Annotated in this window: 17 protein-coding genes and 1 pseudogene; 15 read left to right on the top strand and 3 right to left on the bottom strand. The window is 66.9% G+C overall.

Going from position 1 to position 20,753, the window contains the following annotated elements; all coding sequences use genetic code 11:
• The first annotated feature begins 59 nt into the window (after positions 1-59).
• The 13 genes and pseudogenes from FFS09_RS14145 to FFS09_RS14080 all read left to right on the top strand — a co-directional run bounded on the left by FFS09_RS14145 (position 60) and on the right by FFS09_RS14080 (position 15,381).
• Complete coding sequence (locus FFS09_RS14145) at positions 60-752, top strand: 2OG-Fe(II) oxygenase (RefSeq protein ID WP_137919556.1); 693 nt, start codon at positions 60-62, stop codon at positions 750-752.
• Positions 753-754: 2 nt separating this feature from the next.
• Positions 755-1,405 carry a DNA oxidative demethylase AlkB gene (gene alkB / locus FFS09_RS14140; RefSeq protein ID WP_137919532.1) on the top strand — a complete coding sequence of 217 codons (651 nt, stop codon included), beginning with the start codon at positions 755-757 and terminating at the stop codon, positions 1,403-1,405.
• Positions 1,406-1,494: 89 nt separating this feature from the next.
• Positions 1,495-2,151: pseudogene (locus FFS09_RS14135) on the top strand (bifunctional transcriptional activator/DNA repair enzyme AdaA); the annotation flags it as partial.
• A 10-nt stretch (positions 2,152-2,161) separates the two neighbouring features.
• On the top strand, positions 2,162-3,019 hold the full coding sequence (locus FFS09_RS31685; protein ID WP_502703733.1) for a 2OG-Fe(II) oxygenase: 858 nt from the start codon (positions 2,162-2,164) through the stop codon (positions 3,017-3,019).
• Positions 3,020-3,354: 335 nt separating this feature from the next.
• Positions 3,355-4,500: an efflux RND transporter periplasmic adaptor subunit gene (locus FFS09_RS14120; protein WP_137919530.1), complete on the top strand. Its 1,146-nt coding sequence runs from the start codon at positions 3,355-3,357 to the stop codon at positions 4,498-4,500.
• Positions 4,501-4,512: 12 nt separating this feature from the next.
• Positions 4,513-7,689: an efflux RND transporter permease subunit gene (locus FFS09_RS14115; RefSeq protein WP_137919529.1), complete on the top strand. Its 3,177-nt coding sequence runs from the start codon at positions 4,513-4,515 to the stop codon at positions 7,687-7,689.
• 52 nt (positions 7,690-7,741) lie between these two features.
• Positions 7,742-8,434, top strand: a complete 693-nt coding sequence (locus tag FFS09_RS14110; RefSeq protein ID WP_137919528.1) for a protein-L-isoaspartate O-methyltransferase family protein — start codon at positions 7,742-7,744, stop codon at positions 8,432-8,434.
• Positions 8,435-8,447: 13 nt separating this feature from the next.
• A complete protein-coding gene (locus FFS09_RS14105; RefSeq protein ID WP_137919527.1) occupies positions 8,448-8,798 on the top strand; it encodes a rhodanese-like domain-containing protein in 351 nt (116 codons plus the stop codon).
• A 46-nt stretch (positions 8,799-8,844) separates the two neighbouring features.
• Positions 8,845-10,221: a TolC family outer membrane protein gene (locus FFS09_RS14100; protein WP_502703732.1), complete on the top strand. Its 1,377-nt coding sequence runs from the start codon at positions 8,845-8,847 to the stop codon at positions 10,219-10,221.
• 76 nt (positions 10,222-10,297) lie between these two features.
• Positions 10,298-11,038, top strand: a complete 741-nt coding sequence (locus FFS09_RS14095; RefSeq protein WP_137919526.1) for a glycosyltransferase — start codon at positions 10,298-10,300, stop codon at positions 11,036-11,038.
• Positions 11,014-13,056, top strand: coding sequence for a 3-deoxy-D-manno-octulosonic acid kinase (locus FFS09_RS14090; RefSeq protein WP_137919525.1), 2,043 nt, complete (start codon positions 11,014-11,016; stop codon positions 13,054-13,056). Before FFS09_RS14095 ends, FFS09_RS14090 begins: the two co-directional genes overlap by 25 nt.
• Positions 13,057-13,090: 34 nt before the next feature.
• The gene (locus tag FFS09_RS14085) at positions 13,091-14,317 is read left to right on the top strand and encodes an O-antigen ligase family protein (protein WP_171020026.1); all 1,227 of its coding nucleotides are present in this window, start codon (positions 13,091-13,093) and stop codon (positions 14,315-14,317) included.
• Positions 14,314-15,381: a hypothetical protein gene (locus FFS09_RS14080; RefSeq protein ID WP_137919523.1), complete on the top strand. Its 1,068-nt coding sequence runs from the start codon at positions 14,314-14,316 to the stop codon at positions 15,379-15,381. Before FFS09_RS14085 ends, FFS09_RS14080 begins: the two co-directional genes overlap by 4 nt.
• A gap of 18 nt (positions 15,382-15,399) precedes the next feature.
• On the opposite strand, the gene FFS09_RS14075 is transcribed toward FFS09_RS14080, so the two are convergent.
• From FFS09_RS14075 to FFS09_RS14065, 3 genes are read right to left on the bottom strand one after another with little or no spacing between them, the layout of a single operon-like run.
• Positions 15,400-16,299 (bottom strand): glycosyltransferase family 17 protein, encoded by a 900-nt coding sequence (locus FFS09_RS14075; RefSeq protein WP_171020025.1) that lies wholly within the window; start codon positions 16,297-16,299, stop codon positions 15,400-15,402.
• Positions 16,300-16,340: 41 nt separating this feature from the next.
• Positions 16,341-17,216: a glycosyltransferase family 2 protein gene (locus tag FFS09_RS14070; RefSeq protein WP_137919521.1), complete on the bottom strand. Its 876-nt coding sequence runs from the start codon at positions 17,214-17,216 to the stop codon at positions 16,341-16,343.
• Positions 17,213-18,595, bottom strand: a complete 1,383-nt coding sequence (locus FFS09_RS14065; protein WP_137919520.1) for a phosphomannomutase/phosphoglucomutase — start codon at positions 18,593-18,595, stop codon at positions 17,213-17,215. The genes FFS09_RS14070 and FFS09_RS14065 overlap by 4 nt, the downstream gene beginning before the upstream one ends.
• A gap of 106 nt (positions 18,596-18,701) precedes the next feature.
• Between FFS09_RS14065 and FFS09_RS14060 the strand changes: the two genes are divergently transcribed.
• Together FFS09_RS14060 and FFS09_RS14055 are read left to right on the top strand one after the other, a co-directional pair.
• Positions 18,702-20,219 carry a DNA-3-methyladenine glycosylase 2 family protein gene (locus FFS09_RS14060; protein WP_137919519.1) on the top strand — a complete coding sequence of 506 codons (1,518 nt, stop codon included), beginning with the start codon at positions 18,702-18,704 and terminating at the stop codon, positions 20,217-20,219.
• Positions 20,216-20,713, top strand: coding sequence for a methylated-DNA--[protein]-cysteine S-methyltransferase (locus FFS09_RS14055; protein WP_137919518.1), 498 nt, complete (start codon positions 20,216-20,218; stop codon positions 20,711-20,713). Before FFS09_RS14060 ends, FFS09_RS14055 begins: the two co-directional genes overlap by 4 nt.
• The last annotated feature ends 40 nt before the right edge of the window (positions 20,714-20,753 follow it).

The raw sequence follows: 20,753 nt of genomic DNA, 5'->3' as shown, positions 1-20,753 counted from the left end.
TCCCGTACAACTTCCGCACCCCGGGAACCACCGAAGCCGTGGCAAACCAGGACCGCACCATGAAGCCAGAAGCCTACGATTGGACAGACATCGAGCACGCACTCGATGCGCGTGGAAATGCCGTGCTGCCCGGTCTTCTGACGGCCGAGCAATGCCATGGCCTCGCGGCGCTCTACCCGCAGAAGGAAGGCTATCGCTCGCGGATCGTCATGGCCCGCCACGGATTCGGGCGCGGCGAATACAAGTACTTTGCGTACCCGCTGCCATCGTTGCTCGAACAGCTGCGCCACGCGCTGTATCCCTGGCTCGCGCCGATCGCCAACCGCTGGAACCGGCAATTGGGGAGCAACGTGCAGTACCCCGACGAGCTGGCGGCATTCCTGCGGCGATGCCACGAAGCGGGCCAGACGCGACCCACGCCGCTGATCCTGCAGTATGGCGAAGGCGACTACAACTGCCTCCACCAGGATCTCTACGGCGAGCACGTCTTTCCATTGCAGGTGGCCATCCTGCTGTCGGAGCCCGGCAGGGATTTCGCCGGTGGCGAGTTCGTCATGACGGAGATGTCGACCAGGGGCCAGCACGCGGATGTCGTCGCGCTGCGCAAAGGCGATGCGGTGGTGTTCACCGTCCATCAACGGCCGGCGATGGGTCGGCGCGGCATCCGTAAGGTGGCCATGCGACATGGCGTCAGCCGCATCCGCAGTGGCAAGCGCCACACGGTTGGCCTGATCTTTCACGACGCGAAGTGAACATGGAAACGCTCGAACTTTTCGAGTCGCCGCCGCCGAACCCGCGCCAGCGCCTGGGCCCGGCTGCCATGGTGCTGCGTGGCTTCGCGCTGCCCTACGTGCAGGAGGTGGTGCCCGCCATTGAAGTCATTGAGGCGATATCGCCATTCCGGCACATGGAGACCCCCGGTGGCTTCACCATGTCGGTCACACTCACGAATTGCGGCGCGCTCGGCTGGACGACCGATCGGCGTGGCTATCGCTATACCGCCGTGGATCCCGACACCGGTGAACCCTGGCCGGTCATGCCCGAGGCATTTGCCCGACTGGCGATCCAGGCCGCCGCCGCGGCGGAGTTTGACGACTTCGAGCCCGATGCCTGCCTGGTCAACCGCTACACACCAGGCGCGCGGCTCTCGCTGCACCAGGACAAGAACGAACGGGACTACGGCGCGCCCATCGTTTCCGTATCGCTGGGCATGCGGGCCACATTTCTGTTCGGCGGCCATGCGCGCACCGACCCCACGGCCAAGGTACCGCTGCACCACGGCGACGTGGTGGTGTGGGGCGGCGTCGATCGCCTGCGCTACCACGGCGTGATGCCGCTCAAGGACGAGCCTCATGCATTGATGGGCAGCCGCCGCATCAATCTCACTTTCCGCAAAGCGGGATGACGCTCGGAATTCACCCGCAAGAATCGGAGTGCTTGCGATTGAAATCTTTTCTATCCTGACCCTGTGATGGATTTGACAGGACTTCTGACATGAATACGACCATGGCTTACGAAACCGAGGACGAACGCTGGACAGCCGTGCAGGCACGCGATGCCGCTGCCGATGGTCACTTCGTCTGTGCCGTGCGCACCACGGGCGTGTACGGAAAGCCGAGTTCGACGGCACGGCTTCCCAAACGCGAGAACGTGGAATTCTTCGATTCGGCCGAGGCCGCCGAGGCGGCGGGCTACCGTTCCAGCCGCCGCGCCCGAGCCGACCAGACCAGTGCAGCAGCCGAACGCACTGCGTTGGTGGCGCGCGTGTGCCGGCTGATCGAGGCATCCGAGACACCGCCCCCACTCGACGACCTGGCAACCGAAGTGGGCATGAGCCCGTTTCACTTCCATCGCCTGTTCAAGGCCGAAACCGGCCTCACGCCCAAGGCGTACAGCTCGGCCTACCGCGCCCGCAAGCTGCGCGAGGAATTGAGCAGTGCCGACGCCTCGATCACCGACGCCATCTATGGCGCAGGCTTCAACTCCAACAGCCGCTTCTACGAAGCCTCTGAGCAATTGCTGGGCATGCGCGCGCGGGACTACCGGGCAGGCGGCGCCGGTGCGGTCATTCGCTTCGCGGTGGGCCAATGCTCGCTGGGGGCCATCGTGGTGGCCCAGAGCCAACGCGGCATTTGCGCCATCCTGTTGGGCACCCGACGCAATGCTCGATCGCCTGAACTGGGCGGACATCGGCATGCAGCTCGATGCCGAAGGCTATGCCGTGCTGCCCGGTCTGCTGGGCACCGATGTGGCGCGCAGCCTTGCGCAACAGACCACGGCGTCAGGCTTCAGCCGGGTCCATTTGGAATCCAGCGATCTGGGGCGCGGCGAGTTGTTCTACTTCGGTGCCGGCATGCCGGCGCCGCTGGAGCAGTGGCGCACGGCCTTCTACCGCCGCCTGGTGGCCGTCGCCCATCGCTGGGACGAAACCCTGGGCATCGGTCACCGTTATCCGGCGGAACTGGAGGCCTTTCTGCGCAGCAACCAGAAGGCAGGCCAGACGCGGGCGCAATCGCATCTGAGCCGGCTGGGCCTTGAAGACCATATGTCGCCGCACCAGCGCAATGCTGGCGAGCACCGTGACGCGGGAGGAGCACTGCGTCGACGGGTCCGCGGGCCCAGCGGGCTGGGTTATATTAATAACCCATCGGTCATTAGCCAACATCCATGCCTGCCGCCCCACCCTCCACCGCTTCCGATCACGACGCCGAGCCGCGCCAGCGCCGCGCGCGGCGCAAGGAAGCGCGCCCGGGTGAATTGCTGGACGCGGCGCTGCAACTCTTCGTCGAAAAAGGCTTCGCCGCCACCCGCGTCGAAGAAGTGGCCGCGCGGGCCGGGGTGTCCAAGGGCACGCTGTTTCTCTATTTCCCGAGCAAGGAAGAGCTTTTCAAGGCCGTGGTGCGCGAGAACCTGGCCGGGCGCTTCACCGAGTGGAACGCCGAGTTCGAGCAGTTCAGCGGCAACAGCGCCGAACTGGTGCGTTATGCCCTGCACACCTGGTGGGAACGCATCGGCATGACGCCGGCCTCCGGCATCACCAAGCTGGTGATGAGCGAGGCCGGCATGTTTCCGGAGATCGCCGCGTTCTACCAGCAGGAAGTTGTCGGCCCGGGCCATGCCCTGTTGAAACGCATCGTGCAACGCGGCATTCACAGCGGCGAGTTCCGCCCGCTGAACCTCGACTACACCGTCTACAGCCTGATCGCACCCATGATCTTTCTGCTGATGTGGAAGCATTCGATGGCCCCGTGTGCACCGGCCACCGAGAACATCGATCCCATCGTCTTCATCGACAACCAGGTCGACCTGCTGCTGCGCGGCATGCTCGCACCCGGTCACAACACCTGATCGCCCATGCACCTGCCGCGCGCTCGCTCCTCCTGGATCAAATGGCTGTTGCTGGCCTTGCTGGTGATCGGCATCGGCGTGGGCCTGGTGCGTGCGCTGGACAAGCGCAAGACCACCGCCACCTCCGCGCGCGCCGCGGCCGAGGCGCTGAAGACCGCGCCGGTGTACACGCTCTCCGCGAGCGACGTGGTGACGGTGCAGGCGCTGGAACTCACGCAGACCGTGTCCATCTCGGGGTCGGTCACAGCGCTGCAAACGGCGGCCATCAAGGCGAAGACGGCGGGTGAGATTCAAGGCTTGAGCAAACGCGAAGGCGACAGCGTGAAGGCTGGTGAGGTGGTGGCGCGCATCGACAGCACCGAAGCACAGGCCCGCGTGCGCCAGGCCGAGCGGCAGGCCGCGTCGGCGCAGTCGCAAGCGGCGATTGCCAAGCGCACGTTCGAGAACAACCAGGCGCTCGTGCGCCAGGGGTTCATCTCGGCGACCGCGCTGGAAACGTCCACCGCCACCCTGGCCGGCGCCGAGGCCACGCACCAGGCCGCGCTGGCCGCGCTCGACATTGCGAAGAAGTCCTTGGCGGATACCACTTTGCGCTCGCCGCTGAATGGCCAGATCTCGGCGCGGCTGGTGCAGAACGGCGAGCGCGTGGGTGTGGACACCCGGGTGTTCGATGTGGTGGATCTGTCGGCCTTCGAGATGGAAGCGGCGATCACCCCGGCCGACGCGGTGGCGGTGAAGGTGGGCCAGGCCGCGACCTTGCGGGTGGAGGGCCTCGCCGATGCCGTGAAGGCCACCGTCTCGCGCATCAACCCGAACGTGCAGGCCGGCAGCCGCAGTGTGCTGGTCTACCTGCGCGTGCCGCCCACCGATGGCATGCGCCAGGGCTTGTTCACGCAGGGGCAGATCGTCATCGGCGCGATCACCGCGCCCGCGGTGCCGCAGTCCGCGGTGCGCAACGACAAGCCGCAGCCTTATGTGCAGGTGGTGCGCGACAGCAAGATCGCCCACGTGACCGTCGAGGGCGGCGTCACCGGCCTGCAAGGCTCGGAGCCGATGCGCGAGGTCAAGGGCCTGCCGGCCGGCACGCAGGTGCTGAGCGCGCAGGCCGGCTCGATCCGCGAAGGCACCGCCATCCGCCTGGCCACGCCCTGAGCACGCCGCACCATGTGGTTCACCCAGGTCTCGTTGCGCAACCCGGTCTTCGCCACCATGGTGATGGTCGCCTTCGTGGTGCTCGGCCTTTTCTCGTTCAACCGCCTTCAGGTCGACCAGTTCCCCAACATCGACTTTCCCGTGGTCGTGGTCCAGGTGGCCTACCCGGGTGCCTCACCCGAAATCGTTGAATCCGAGGTGACGAAGAAGGTGGAGGAAGCGGTCAACGCGATCGCCGGCGTCAATACCCTCACCTCGCGCAGCTACGAAGGCCAGTCGATCGTCATCATCGAATTCCAGCTCACGGTGGACGGGCGCAAGGCGGCCGAAGACGTGCGCGAGAAGATCGCGATTCTGCGGCCGGTGTTCCGCGACGAAGTGGAAGAGCCGCGCGTGCTGCGCTTCGACCCGGCGAGTCGTTCGATCTGGTCGGTGGCGGTCATTCCTCAAGAAGCGAACGGCAAGACACCGAGCGCGGTCGAGCTCACCACCTGGGCCGAGCAGGTCTTGAAGAAGCGGCTGGAGAACGTGCGCGGCGTGGGCTCGGTAAACCTGGTCGGTGCGACGCGGCGCGCGATCAACATCGAGCTCGATCCCTCGGCCATGGAAGCGCTGGGCGTGACCACCGAGCAGATCAATACGGCTGTGCACAACGAGAACCAGGACCTTCCCGTGGGCACGCTGAAAACCGGCGAGGCCGAGCGCGTGGTGCAGGTGCTCTCGCGGCTGCAGAACCCGCAGGACTTCGAACACATCATCGTCGCGCGCCGCGGCGGGCAGGCGGTGCGCCTGGGCGAGGTGGCGCGCGTGAGCGACGGCACGCAGGAAGTGGAAAGCCTGGCGCTCTACAACGGCCAGCGCACGCTGCTGCTGCAGGTGCAGAAGGCGCAGGACGAGAACACCATCGCCGTCACCGATGGCCTGAAAGCGGCAGTGGCCTCGCTGGGTGCCGAGCTGCCGCCGGGCATGCGGCTGGAGCAGATCGCCGACGGCTCGCGGCCCATCCGCGTCTCGGTCGAGAACGTGCGCCGCACGCTGATCGAAGGCGCGCTGCTCACGGTGCTGATCGTGTTCCTGTTCCTGAACTCGTGGCGCTCGACCGTCATCACCGGCCTCACGCTGCCCATCGCGCTGATCGGCACCTTCTTCGTCATGAACCTGTTCGGGTTCACCATCAACATGATCACGTTGATGGCGCTCACGCTGTCGGTGGGCCTGCTGATCGACGACGCGATCGTCGTGCGCGAGAACATCGTGCGGCACGTGCAGATGGGCAAGAAGCCGTTCGACGCGGCCATGGACGGCACGCAGGAGATCGGGTTGGCCGTGCTGGCCACCACGTTGTCCATCGTGGCGGTGTTCCTGCCCATCGGCTTCATGGGCGGCATCATCGGCAAGTTCTTCCACGAGTTCGGCATCACCATGGTGGCGGCCGTGCTCATCTCCATGTTCGTGAGCTTCACGCTCGACCCCATGCTGTCGTCGGTGTGGCACGACCCCGAGATCGAAAAACACGGCAAGAACACCGGCCCCAAGTCGTTCTACGACAAGACCATCGGCCGCGTTACCGGCTGGTTCGACCGCGTGCAGGACGACCTGAGCGACACCTACCAGGGCACGCTGCGCTGGTCGCTCAAGCACAAGCTCGCCACGCTCGGCCTGGCGCTGGCCACGTTTGTCGGCAGCCTGTTCATCGTGCCGCTGCTGGGCACCGAGTTCGTGCCCGTGGCCGACTTCTCCGAGACCTCGCTGAGCTTTCACACGCCGGTGGGCTCGTCGCTCGAAGCGACCGAGGCCAAGACACGCGAGGTCGAGACCATCCTGCGCGAGTTCCCCGAAGTGAAGTACACCCTGTCCACCCTGAACACCGGCAACGCGCAGGGCACCATGTACGCCAGCATCTACGTGCGCCTGGTGGACCGCAAGGCGCGCACGCTCAGCGCCATTGAGATGTCCGCGCGCCTGCGCGACCGGCTGCGCAGCGTGCCCGGCATCACCGTGACGCACGTGGGCCTGACCGACTCGGTGGGCGGCGGCAAGCAGGTGGAGTTCTCGCTGCAGGGCGACGACCTGGCCGAACTCGATCGGTTGACGCAGGTGGTGATGGAACGCATTCGTCCCATCGTCGGCCTGGTCGATCTGGACGCCAGCGTGAAGCCCAACAAGCCAACGGTGGACGTGAAGATGAAGCGCGAGCTGGCGTCCGACGCCGGCGTGGGCGTGGCCGCCGTGGGCGCGAGCCTGCGCACGCTGGTGGCCGGTACCACCGTGGGCAACTGGCGCGCGGCCGACGGGCAGAGCTACGACGTCAACGTGCGCCTCGCCCCCAGCGGGCGCGAGCGCGCGAGCGACCTCGAACAACTGCCCTTCATGGTCGGCAGCCCCGCCGCCGACGGCTCGGTGCGCGTGGTGCGCCTGGGCCAGGTGGCCGACGTGGTGGCCGCCACCGGCCCGAACCAGATCAACCGCCGCAACCTCAACCGCGAGGTGTCGATCAACGCCAACGTGTACGGCCGCTCCCCGGGCGAGGTCTCGGGCGACATCCAGCAGGTGCTCGACAGCATCGCCTTCCCGCCCGGCTACCGCTACGAGTTCGGCGGCTCCACCAAGAACATGCAGGAGTCCTTCGGCTACGCGCTCTCGGCGCTGGCATTGGCCATCATCTTCATCTACATGATCCTGGCCAGCCAGTTCCAGAGCTTCCTGCAGCCGCTGGCGCTCATGACCTCGCTGCCGCTCACGCTCATTGGCGTGGTGCTCACGCTGCTGATGTTCGGCTCGAGCATGAGCATGTTCTCGGTGATCGGCATCGTGCTGCTGATGGGCCTGGTGACGAAGAACGCGATCCTGCTGGTCGACTTCGCGATCCGCGCGCGCGAAGGCCGCGCCGGCCAGCCGCCGATGGACCGCGAAAGCGCCCTGCTGCTGGCGGCCAAGGTGCGGCTGCGCCCCATCCTGATGACCACGCTGGCCATGGTGTTCGGCATGGTGCCGCTGGCGTTCGCGCTCACCGAAGGCTCCGAGCAGCGCGCGCCCATGGGCCAGGCCGTCATCGGTGGCGTCATCACCTCGTCGCTGCTCACGCTGGTGGTGGTGCCGGTGGTCTATTGCTACATGGACGACCTGGCCGCCTGGTGCCGCCGCCGGCTCGGCCTGCGCCCCGCCGAACCGACAGGGACCATTCCTTAAAATTGCCGGCTTGCCCCGCCCCTCGACACCCTGTTTTAAACGAGTTGATGCCATGACCACATCCCCCGCCGCCCTCAGCCAGGCCCGCTTCAACATGATCGAGCAGCAGATCCGCCCCTGGGAAGTGCTCGACTCGCGCGTGCTGGCGCTGCTGGACCAGATGCACCGCGAGAACTTCGTGCCCGCCGCCCACAAGGCCCTGGCCTTCGCCGACCTGGAACTGCCCCTGAACAACCCCGCCGTGGAAGGCCAGGCCATGCTCGCGCCGCGCGTCGAAGCGCGCCTGCTGCAGGACCTGCAACTCAAAGCTACCGACAAGGTGCTCGAAGTCGGCGCCGGCAGCGGCTTCATGGCCGCCCTGCTCGCCAGCCTGGCGCAGCGCGTGGTGTCGATCGAGATCGACGAAGCCCTGGCCCGCACGGCGCGCGAGAACCTGCAGAAGGCCGGCATCGCCAACGCCGAGGTGCGCTGCGCCGACGCCACCGCCAACGGCTTTGCCGCCTGCAACGCCGACGGCCCGTTCGACGCCATCGTGCTCAGCGGCTCGGTGGCCGAGATCCCGTCCGCCCTGCTCAACCTGCTCGCCCCGGGCGGGCGCCTGGCCGCCATCGTGGGCTTCGAGCCCATGATGCGCGCCACCTTCGTCACCCGCACGGGCGACGCCGCGTTCCAGACCGCACAGCCGTGGGACACCGTGGCACCTCGCCTGCGCAACTTCCCCGCTCCGTCGCTCTTCAAGTTCTGAGGCCCTGACCACCATGAACGCGATCTCCCCCGCTCAACTGTCGGACTGGCTGCAACATGCCGCCGACCCGGCCACAGCGCCAGCGCTGCCCATCGTGCTCGACGTGCGCGAACCCTGGGAACTGCAAACCGCATCGGTCAAGCCCGACGGTTTCGAACTGGTCGCCATGCCCATGCGCAGCGTGCCCGCGCGCTTCGCCGAACTGGACCGCGACCGGCCCATCGCCTGCCTGTGCCACCACGGTGCGCGCAGCGCGCAGGTGGTGCAGTTCCTCGAAGGCCAGGGTTTCACCCACGTGGTGAACATCCATGGCGGCATCCACGCCTGGTCGCAGGAACGCGACCCGGGCGTGCCGGTGTACTGATCTCCACTGCACACCAACCCGCCAGCCCGCCCACAAGGAAGCCTGAATGAACGCTGCCCCGTCCGCACGCCGCCTGGCGACACCCCGCCGGTCGATGACCCCGCGCCATCTGGCGCTGGCCGCGGCACTCGCACTGGGTCCGTTCTTCGCCACCGGCGCGCAGGCGCAAAGCCTGGTGCAGCTGTATGAAGCCGCGCGCGGCTTTGACGCCCCTTACCTCGCGGCCCGCTCGCAGTACGACGCCAGCCTGGCCCAGGCCGCGCAGGCGCGTGCAGGCCTGCTGCCGCAAGCGGGGCTGGGGGCCGCGGCCAACTGGGCCCGGCGCGACATCAGCAACAGCAGCGCCTTCGATGGCAACAGCAACAACCAGAGCGCCACGCTCTCGGCCAGCCAGCCGCTGTACCGCCCGGTCAACAAGCTGACGAACGACCAGGCCGAGCTCAGCACCGACATCGCCCGCGCCCGCCTCGTGCAGGCCGAGCAAGACCTGATCGTGCGCACCTCGCAGGCCTACTTCGACGTGCTCGCCGCGCAGGACACGCTGGCCTTTGTGCAGGCGCAGAAGACCGCCGTGGCCGAGCAACTGGCCGCGGCCAAGCGCAACTTCGAGGTCGGCACCACCACCATCACCGATTCGCGCGAAGCGCAGGCGCAATACGACCTGGTGCTGGCGCGCGAAATCGCCGCCGCGAACGACCTGCGCGTGAAGCAACTGGCGCTGGACCAGCTCGTGGGCCGCAGCGCCGTGTCGCCGCGCCCCCTGGCCGCGCCGGTGGCCCTGCCCGATCTGCAGCCGGCCGACCCACAAGCCTGGGTCAACCGCACGGCCGAGACGCACCCCGCCATCCTGCAAGCCACGCGCAACCTCGACATTGCCCAGCTCGAAACCCGCAAGGCCGAGGCCGGACACAAACCCACGCTGGATCTGGTGGGCCAGTACCAGGTCGCCAAAGGGCCGTCCACCACCCTGCCGGTCGCCGGCAATGTGCGCTCCAACACCGCCAGCGTGGGCGTGCAGTTCAACCTGCCGCTGTTCGCCGGCTTCGCGGTGCAGAACCGCGTGAAGGAAACGCTGGCGCTCGAAGACAAGGCCCGCTCCGACCTGGATGCGGCGCGGCGCAATGTCGACCTCGCCACGCGCAGCGCCTACCTGGGCGTGGTTTCGGGCCAAGGCCAGGTCAAGGCGCTCGAAGCCGCCGAAGCCTCCAGCCAGAGTGCGCTGGATGCCAACCGCCTGGGCTACCAGGTCGGCGTGCGCATCAACATCGACGTGCTCAACGCGCAAAGCCAGCTGTTCCAGACCAAGCGCGACCTGGCCCAGGCGCGCTACAACGTGCTGCTGGGCAACCTGCGCCTGCGCCAGGCCAGCGGCGCCCTGCTGCCCGAAGACCTGCTGCCCATCGACGCCCTGCTGGTGAAGTGAGCAGGCGGGCCGCTCCGCTACACTCGACCGCCAGGTTGGCGCCAGCCAACCCACACGCACCGCATAAGAGGAAGCCATGCAAACCGTCAACGTGTTGTGCATCAAATGGGGCAAGAAGTACGGCCCCGACTACGTCAACAAACTCCACAGCATGGTGTCGAGGCACCTGCACCGGCCCTTTCGTTTTGTCTGCCTGACCGATGACGGCGCGGGCATTCACCCGTCCATCGAAGTCAAGCCCATTCCCATGGTGGGCTTCGACGAGTTCGACCAGCGCAAGCCCTGGAGCTTCGGCCACGGCTGGCTCAAGCTCACGAGCTTCGCCGACCCGCTGTACGACCTCACCGGCCCCACGCTGTTCCTCGATCTGGACATCGTCATCGTCGGCAGCCTGGACGAGTTCTTCGAGCAGCCGGGCGAGTTCATCGTCATCAAGGAATGGGACAAGAAGGACGGCACGGGCAACACCTCGTGCTACCGCTTCACCATCGGCGCGCACACCGACGCGCTGGAACACCTGAAGAACGGTTATCCGCAGTCCATCGCCGACGTGCGCAACGAGCAGGAATACATCACCGGGTTCCTCAACCGCCAGGGCAAGGTCAGCTACTGGCCTGACGCCTGGTGCCGCAGCTTCAAGCGCCACTGCATGCGCCGTGGCCTCATGGGCTGGTTCTCGCCGCCCACCATTCCGCCCGGCGCGAAGATCATCGTGTTCCACGGCAAGCCCAACCCGCCCGACGTGATCGCCGGCGTGAGCGGCAAGTGGTACCGCCGCGTGCTGCCCGCCCAATGGGTCTCCGACCATTGGCGCTGAGCGCCGTCTCCCTGCCCCAGCGGGCGTACCGACTGGCCAGCCGCGCGCTGGCCTTGCCTTTGCTGGGCTGGTTGTGGTGGCGCGGACGGCGTGAGCCCGGCTACCGGCAGAACCTGCGCCAGCGCCTGGGCTTCATCCCGATCGAGCCCGAATCCTTCGGTTGCATCTGGGTCCATGCCGCGTCCGTGGGCGAGGTGCAGGCCGTGCAGCCGCTGCTGCACGCGCTGCAGCGGGAATGGCCGGCCCACGCCATCGTCGTCAGCACGCAAACCCCCACCGGCGCGCGCGCGCTGCACACGCACTGGGGCGATCAGCTGCGGCATGTCTACGCACCGATCGACACGCCCGGTGCGGTGGCCCGCTTTCTCGACCGGCTGCAACCGCGCCTCCTGATCCTGGTGGAGCGCGAGCTCTGGCCCGATTGGCTGCAGCAGTGCCGCGCGAACGCGGTGCCCGTGGCGCTCGTCAACGCGCGGCTCTCCGACCGCTCGGTGCGCACCTACCAGCGTTGGCAAGGCCTGATGCGCCCGGTGTGGTCGCAGCTCACGGTGCTGGCCGCCGACGGCGACAGCGCCGAACGCTTTCGCGCGCTCGGCGTGCCCGCGCCGCGGTTGCACCAGACGGGCAATCTGAAATTCGATGTGGCTGTGCCTGCCGCGCGCGTGGCGCTGCCTCCCGAGCTGCAACCGCGCAAGCTGATCGTGGCCGGCAGCACGCACGAAGGCGACGAAACCGTGTGGCTGGAGGCCTGGGCAGAACTCTCGCCTGCGCACCCCGACTGGCTGCTGGTGCTGGTGCCACGCCATCCCCAGCGCTTCGACGAAGCGGCACAGCTGGTGCACGGCCGTGGCTTTCGCTTCGTGCGCCGCAGCAGAGGCGAAGTGGTCAGCGCCGACACGCAGGTGCTGCTGATCGACACCATGGGCGAACTGCTGCACTGGTACCAGCACGCCGCCTTGTGCTTCGTGGGCGGCACACTCGCGCCGGTGGGCGGGCACAACCCGCTGGAGCCCATGTCGGTCGGCCAACCGGTGCTGTTCGGCCCGCACACGCACAACGCCGCGCCCTTGTTCAGCGACATCGAACGCACCGGCGCGGGCACGTGCGTGCGCAACGCGCGCGAGCTGGCGGACACGGCGCAGCAGTGGTTGACGCAAACCGCCGTGATGCACGCCCGCGCCACCGCCGCCCGCGAGTTGATCGCGCACAACCAGGGCGCGTCCGAACGGAGCCTGGCGGTGCTGCGGCCGCTGTGGGCACCCGCGCACACCGGCAACCTGTCGCGCGTGCGCGCCGTCGCACTGCCCGGGCGCACCGGCTGGTTCGACCCACGACACCTGAGCGAGGTGTCCGAGCAGACCTTCGATCCCACGGCCCACACCCACGGCACCGCGCTGGCGACAGGCAGCGGCCGCGGTCAGGCCTTGTTGATCAGCGACGGCGGGCGCGGCTACGTGCTGCGCCACTACCGGCGCGGTGGCCTGGTGGCACGCCTGAGCAACGACCGCTTCTGGCGCACCGCGCCGCACCACAGCCGCGCGATGCGCGAGTTCAGCCTGCTGCGCTTGATGCGTTCATGGCAGTTGCCTGTGCCCGAAGCCGTGGCCGCCAGCCACCGGCCGCGCGGCCCGTGGTTCTACGAGGCCGACATCCTGGTCGGCCTCATTCCTGGCAGTGCGAATGTGGTGCAGCTGCTGCAGCAGCGTGCGCTCACCCCCGACGAATGGGCCACGCTCGGCCAAGCCATTCGCCGCCTGCACGATCGGCAGGTGTTCCATTCGGATTTGAACGCGCACAACCTGCTGCTCGACGATGTGGGTCAGGCCTGGGTGGTGGACTTCGACAAATGCGGGGTGCGCGCCGGCGACGACTGGAAAACACGCAACCTGGACCGCTTGCTGCGCTCGCTGCGCAAGGAAGCCGGACGCGTGTCGCCGTACCACTGGGCCGACGCCGAGTGGGCTCATTTGCAAACAGGGTATGACGATGCGCCAGAGGACTTGGATGCCCTGGCGTGACATCTCAAAAAACGTACATCTCGCTCACATCCCAATGTCCACCGAACAATTCGTGCAGAACGGCGCAAAGGCGTCCCTGGTTGTCGTTTTCTTTGCCTTCCCCACCTCAGTGGCGCTGGCCAACATGGCGCTCTTGTCGACCCTGTTGTTCTGGCTGCTGGGCTTTTGTGTCTGGTCTTCAACCCGCCGGTTGACGTGGCAGGCGATGAGCAATCCTGTCGCTTCTGCCGCAGTCGCCCTGTTTGCCTGGATCGCCATCGCCACGATGTGGTCGCCCGCCGACGGTTCAACGGTTCTCGGCGCGCTGCAGAAGTACATGAAGTTGCTGATGATCCCCGTCTTCATCGGCTTGCTGCAAGACCCTGCCACACGCGGGCGATGCTGGAAGGCATTCGCCGCTGCGATGCTGCTCACGCTGGTGGTCACCTGGCTCAATGTCTGGTTCGATTTCGAATGGACACGCACCCACAACCAGGGCTTCGGCAAGGACCATACGGTGTTCAAGGACCGCATCGCACAAGGCATGCTGATGTCGTTCTTCACTGTTTTAGCGGCGTACTACGCGCGGCGTACCCCCATTCGCACGGTATCCTTGCTGGCCTGGACTGTTGCCGCGTTGGCCGCATCCAGCGTGCTGTTTCTCTCGGCAGGCCGCACAGGCTATCTGTCTCTGCCGATCGCCCTGCTGGCCTTCGTCATGTTCTCTGTCGGCCTGCAGGCTCGCAAGCTCGCCCTTGCCACTACCGCCGTGATTGCAGTCATCGCCATCGCCTTCACCATGTCCACGGTGTTGAAAAGCAGAACCGCGCTGGCCTGGGAAGAGATCACAACCAGTTCCCTGACAGGGCCGGTGACTTCCGCTGGATCGCGCGTGGAGATGATCCGCTTCTCGATCGATAGCGCCCTGGACAATCCCGTTCTAGGGCATGGCACGGGTTCCTACGCGGTGCTCGCCAAGCAGCACTTCACCGATGCCGAATGGTGCTCCGTGGTCTGTGTGCACCCGCACAACCAGTTCCTGTTTTTCCTGTTTGAACACGGCCTGATCGGCCTGCTGCTGTTCTTCTGGTTCATTGTTGCCATCGGCCGCCAGGCCTTGAGGGAAGATGCCTCGCGGCGAGGCCTGGTCATGGCCTTTCTGGCCATCTTGGTCGTCTCCAACATGACGCACAGCTCGTTCTGGCTGTCGACCGAAAATCACTTCTTCAGCCTGATGACCGCGCTGCTCATGGCCGCAGCACGCCCCAAGGCGCAAGCATGAAGAAGACGATTGCCTTCCACTCCAACCAGCTGTCGATCCGGGGCACCGAGGTCGCGCTGTACGACTACGCGCTGCACAACGAGGCCGTGCTCGGCCACAACAGCGTCATCGTCTACAACGCCGACAGCCCGCACAACGACGCGGCCGCCCTGGCCAAATTCCGGGACCGTTTTGAGGTGGTGAGCTACCGTGCGCGCAGCGAGCTCGACGGGCTGCTCGGTCAATGCAAGGCCGACCTGCTCTACGCCATCAAGGCCGGCAAGAACGACGGGCTGTGGTCGCGCACCGTGCCGACCATGGAGCATGCGGTGTTCCCGACCCACCCCGCGCAGGCGCACGGCGCGTCGTATGCCTTCATTTCCGAGTGGTTGAGCCGGCATTGCGCGAACGACAAGATTCCCAGCGTGCCGCACATCGTGGACCTGCCCGATGTGGATGGCAACCTGCGCGATGAACTGCAGATACCGCGACACGCCACGGTGCTGGGCTGCTACGGTGGTGCGCAGAGTTTCGACGTGCCCAGTGCCGTGGATGCGGTGCGGCAAGTCCTCGCGCAATCGACCGACACCTGGTTCGTCTTCCTCAACATCACCCGCTTCGTCGACCACCCGCGCGCCCTCTTCCTGCCCGGCAGCAGCGACATGGTCACCAAGACGCGCTTCATCAACACCTGCGACGCGATGCTGCACGCGCGCCTGCAAGGCGAGTCCTTCGGGCTGGCCTGCGGCGAGTTCTCGATCCGCAACAAGCCGGTGATCACCTACGCGCGCAGCAAACACCGGCACCACATCGACGTGCTGGGGGATGCGGGTTTCCTGTACACCGATGCACCATCGCTGGTCGAGATCATCGAGAAGCTGGACCCTGTCGCGCTCCAGCAGCGGTCGTGGGACCGCTACTCGGCGCGCTACAACCCGCAGGTGGTGATGGGCCTGTTCGACCAGCACCTGATCCAGCCCGCGCTGCGCAACCGCGATCTCGCCAAGCCCGAACTGAACCTTCGCTGGACCGACAGCCTGCCCTACTACCGGCTCAAGCTGAGCATGCGCCTGGCACGGCTCTGATCCTGCGGGTGACGCGGGTCACCACGCGTTCCACACACGCAGTTGGAGTTTTTCCCAGCCGGACGCTTTGCCCTTGCGCCTGCGCTCGGCCAATACGACCGCCACGTCGTCCACCGGCTTGATCGCCGCCGGTGAAAACAGCTCCGGGCGCTGCGCGAACCACTGCGCCACCTCGGCGCTGCCAAAGTCGCCCATGTGCACGCGCCCCCAGCGCTTGGCCCGGCGGTAGATGTCCTTGCCGGCGTAAATGCGGGCGAGGTTGTTCTCGCGGTCCTTGTAGCGGGGCTTGTTGAGGTTCTGGTGGGAAAAGCGCTCGAGCTTGCGCTCGATCATGTCCATGCCACCGAGGTAGCTGAAGTGCCACCCGGCGTCCGGCACGTCGACCACGTGCGCGCTGGCTCTCAGGCTGGCACTGTTGCGAATGTCTTCGGCCTCGTGCGCCAGCGCGTAAGCGCCATTGACCGCCACCGCCTTGCGCCAGAACGGCTCCGACACCATCAGATAGTCGCAGTAGAAGTACAGCATCAGCATTTCGAAGACATGCACGCTGCCCGGCGCGACCGCACCGATCTTCTCGGGGCGGATGACTTCGTCCACGTCGGCGATGATGACCACGTCGTGTTCCGCCGCATCGGCGTAGCCACGGCGCAAGGCGTTGCGCTGGAAGCGTTCGCGGTCCCAGGCGGTCTGGCAGGCCGCGAATTCCGAAGCCTGCAGCGTGATGTAGCGGATCTTCGAACTCGCCCAGGCGTATCGGGCGGCGTCGAACTGCAGCGCCTTCGGCGTCCCCGCGAACGTCAACTCTGCTTCGACGATGACGAAGTGGTCGACGCGGCCCCAATGGGTGCGCAGGCGCAGATCCAGGCAGTCCTCGCCGTCGAAGGTGAAGCAGTCGTAGACCTTGTAGGGATGTGCCATGGGTATTGTCAGAATCGATTCGAATCGCATGCGCGCCGTGTTCAGTCGCGCAAACGCCACCGCACCAGCCCCATCCAGCGCCCCGCCATGCGCGCGAGCAGGCGCGGCGACCACGCGATCGCGCGCAGCGGAAGGGCCACGGTGGTCCCCAGCAACACCGACCAGCGCTGGCTCCGCGCCTGCGCGTGCGAGCGGTGCTTGGCGGTGTAGATCAGTTTGGACTGCGCGTGGTGGTAACCGCGCAGGTACTCGCTCTTCCACGGCGTCTTGCCTTTGACCGAACCGCGCGCGCGGTGCACCGCCGCCACGCCCGGCCACACGACGATGGGCCGGTGGTTCTGAAACAGCCTCAGGCAGAGATCGTCGTCTTCGTAGTACAGGAAGAAGCGCTCGTCGAAGAAGCCCACGCCCTCGAAACGCGACAGGCGAAACAGCATGGCCGCGCCCACCACGAATCCCACGCAAGCGGGTCCGTCCGCACCAGGCCCGCGCGACTTCCACGCCGTGCTGGGCCAGCGGTAGTTCACATCGGGCTTGCCCGGGGCGCCCTCCAGTTGCGGCGCGACGATGGCGGCCTCGGGCATGTCATTCGCCACACGCACCAGCTCGCGCAAGCCCTCGGGCGTGACCTCGCAATCGGGATTGACCAGCAGCGCCAACGGCGTGCGGGTCGCGGCGATCGCGCGGTTGTTCGCGGCACCAAAGCCCAGGTTGCGGCCATGCTCCAGCACGGTCGCCTGCGGCCAGCGCGCGCGCGCCAAAGCGGGCGTGTCGTCGCCGCTGCCGTTGTCGGAAATCACCACGTGCGGGCAGTGCGCCAGCAGCGCGTCGAGCGCGTCCAGGCAATGAGCGCTGTGGTAGGTGACCAGGATCACCGTGACCTGGTTCACCAGGTCGGTGTCGTTCGACGTGTTCAATGCGCGCTCGCGCCGAAGACCGCGTCGGGCTTGACCTGTTTGAGCAAGGCCAGCATCGCCGCTTCGATGCGGTGCAGCGCGTCCTGGGTCTGGCCTTCGAAGCGCAGCACCAGCACCGGTGTGGTATTGGAGGCACGGATGAGGCCGAAGCCGTCGGGCCAGTCCACGCGCACGCCGTCGATGGTGGACACCTTGGCGGGCGCGTCGAACTTCGCCAGTGCCACCAGCTTCTCGACCGCCGCGTGCGGCTCGCCTTCGGCACAGGCCACGTTGAGTTCGGGCGTGCTGAAACTGGTGGGCAATGCGTTGAGCACGGCGCTGGCATCCGGGCTGCGGCTCAGAATTTCCAGCAGGCGCGCGCCGGCGTAGGTGCCGTCGTCGAAGCCGAACCAGCGTTCCTTGAAGAAGATGTGGCCGCTCATCTCGCCACCGAGCGGGCTGTCGAGTTCCTTCATGCGCGCCTTGATCAGCGAGTGGCCGGTCTTGTAGATGTGCGCCACGCCGCCCGCTGCTTCGATCGCCGGCGCCAGGCGCTGCGAACATTTCACGTCAAAGACGATGTCGCCGCCGGGCACGCGCGAGAGCACGTCTTGCGCGAACAGGATCATCTGGCGGTCGGGGTAGATGGTCTCGCCATCTTTGGTGACGATGCCCAGGCGATCGCCATCGCCATCGAACGCCAGGCCGAGTTCGGCATCGGTCTCGCGCAATGTGCGGATCACGTCCTGCAGGTTTTCGGGTTTGCTGGGGTCGGGGTGGTGGTTGGGGAAGTTGCCATCGACTTCGCTGAAGAGCTCGATCACCTCGCAGCCCAGCGCGCGGAAGATCGCCGGGGCCGATGCGCCGGCCACGCCGTTGCCGCAATCCACCACCAGCTTCATCGGGCGCGAGAGTTTCACGTCCGAGACGATGCGGTCCTTGTACGCCGCCGACACGTTGATGAGCCGCACGCGTCCGCCGTCGGCGCGCACATGCGATTCAGATTCCATGGTCTTGCGCAGCGCCTGGATGTCGTCGCCATAAATCGCGCGGCCGGCCAGCACCATCTTGAAGCCGTTGTAGTCGCGCGGGTTGTGGCTGCCGGTCACCTGGATGCCGCTGTGGCACAGCGTGGCGGCCGCGAAATACAGCATGGGCGTGGTGGCCAGGCCGATGTCGATCACGTCGACGCCCGCGGCCACCAGGCCACGGATCAAGGCCGCCGACAGCCCCGGCCCGCTCAGGCGGCCATCGCGCCCCACGGCCACGGTCTTCTCGCCCAGCGTCAAGGCCCGGGTGCCAAACGCCAACCCCAAGGCCTCGGCCACGTCTTCGTTGAGATCGGTGGGCGTGACGCCCCGGATGTCGTAGGCCTTGAAGATGGACGCGGCAACTTGCATGAGGATTCCTCTGGACGGGCAAAAAAGGCATTGTAGGAGGGGGTATGGACGTATCAGGATGTTCATGTCCGAAAACGGCCAGTCAGACCCGTGCACAAGGCCTACCATGACAGCCATGAACCCGATCCCCCGCATTGACGACGACGCCTGCTACCGCGCGCTGTGCTCGCACGATGCGCGCTTTGACGGGCGCTTCTTCACCGCCGTCACCTCCACCGGCATCTACTGCCGCCCGGTCTGCCGCGTGCGCACGCCGCGGCGCGAGAACTGCCGCTTCTTCGAGCACGCGGCCCAGGCCGAGCACGCGGGCTTTCGCCCCTGCCTGCGCTGCCGGCCCGAGCTGGCACCGCTGGAGCGGCACTGGTCGCTGGAAGACGCCTCGACCATCCTGGTGCAACAGGCCACGCTGTGGCTGGACGACCCGCAGCACTGGCTGGACGACGACGCCGGCACGATGAGCGAGCGGCTCGCGGCCCGCCTGGGCGTGAGCGACCGCCACCTGCGGCGCGTGTTCGAAGACCGGCTGGGCGTCTCACCGCTGCAGTATCTGCTGACGCGAAAACTGCTCACGGCCAAACAGCTGCTGGCCGACACCGACATGCCCGTCACGCAGATCGCCCTGGCCAGTGGCTTTGCCAGCGTGCGCCGCTTCAATGCCGCCTTCGTCGAACACTACCGCCTGAACCCGACCCAGTTGCGGCGCGAAACCGCCCGCGGCCACACCGACCAGGGCACGACCGTGCGCCTGGGCTACAGGCCACCTTACGACGTGGCTGCGACCCTTGCTTTCTTCCGACAACGCATGATCGAAGGCGTGGCTTTTCTCGACGAGCAGCCGCGCCTGGGCCAGACCCTGCGCATGGACCTCGGTGGCAAGAGCCACACGGGCTGGTTGCTCGCCGAGTTCGACGAGACGCGCCACCAGCTCGTGCTGCGAGTGAGCGATTCGCTGCGCGAGCTGCTGCCGCCCGTGATCCACCGCGTGCGCGCCGCGTTCGATCTGGACGCCGACCCCACCGCCATCAACGCCGTGCTGCACAGCCCCTTCCCCAGCGGCGATGGTCTGCGCGTGCCGGGCGCGCTCGACGGCTTCGAGCTTGCGGTGCGCGCGGTGCTGGGCCAACAGATCACCGTGGCCGCCGCGCGTACCCTGGCACAGCGCCTGGTGAACAAGTTTGGCGAGCCGATCGACACGCCTTTTGCGCAGCTCACGCGCCTGTTCCCCACGCCCGCCGTGCTGGCGCAGGCCGAGGGCGACGCGCTGGGCCAGTTGGGCATCGTCAAACAACGCCAGGCCGCCATCGTGGCGCTGGCGCGTGGCGTGGCCGAGCAAGGCCTGGTCCTCAACGGCAGCGCCGATGTGCCGGCCACGATCACCGCCTTGAAAGCCCTGCCCGGCATCGGCGACTGGACCGCGCAATACATCGCCATGCGCGCGCTGCGCTGGCCCGACGCGTTCCCCGCCGGCGACGTGGCGCTGCACAACGCGCTCGGCGTGCGCGATCTCAAACACCCCGCTCGCGAAGCCGAGGCCGCCTCATTGGCGTGGAAGCCCTGGCGCAGCTACGCCGTGATCCGCGCATGGGCAGCGGGTCAAGTTGCATCACCTGGAGTTGACCTATGAAACACGATCCCCTCACCGTCTTCACCACCTGGAAGAGCCCGCTGGGCGACATGATCCTCGCGGCCACCTCGCGCGGCCTGAGCGGCGTGTGGTTCGACGGACAACGCCACGGGCCCGATACCTCGGCCTGGCAGCGCGACCCCGCGCACCCGGTGCTGCGCCAGGCCATCGAGCAACTCGCCGGGTACTTCGCCGGCACGCGCACGCGGTTCGAACTGCCGCTCGACCTGCAAGCCGGCACGCCGTTCCAGCAACAGGTGTGGCAGGCCCTGCTGGGCATCGCTCCGGGTGCCACCACCAGCTACGGCCACCTGAGCGCGGCCATCGGCAAACCCGCCGCGGTGCGCGCGCTGGGCGCGGCCGTGGGCCGCAACCCGGTGAGCATCGTCGTGCCCTGCCACCGCGTGCTCGGCGCCGATGGTTCGCTCACCGGCTACGCGGGCGGGCTGGACCGCAAGACCGCGTTGCTGACACTCGAGGGCGCAAGCCTCTGATTGAGTCGCCGCCCTCATCAATGAACACCCCATCCGGCAT

The organism is Hydrogenophaga sp. 2FB (assembly GCF_005503365.1).
Taxonomy (GTDB): Bacteria; Pseudomonadota; Gammaproteobacteria; order Burkholderiales; family Burkholderiaceae_C; genus Hydrogenophaga.
The sequence above is the reverse complement of the archived record's forward strand: the minus strand, read 5'-3'. Positions and strand labels throughout refer to the sequence as shown.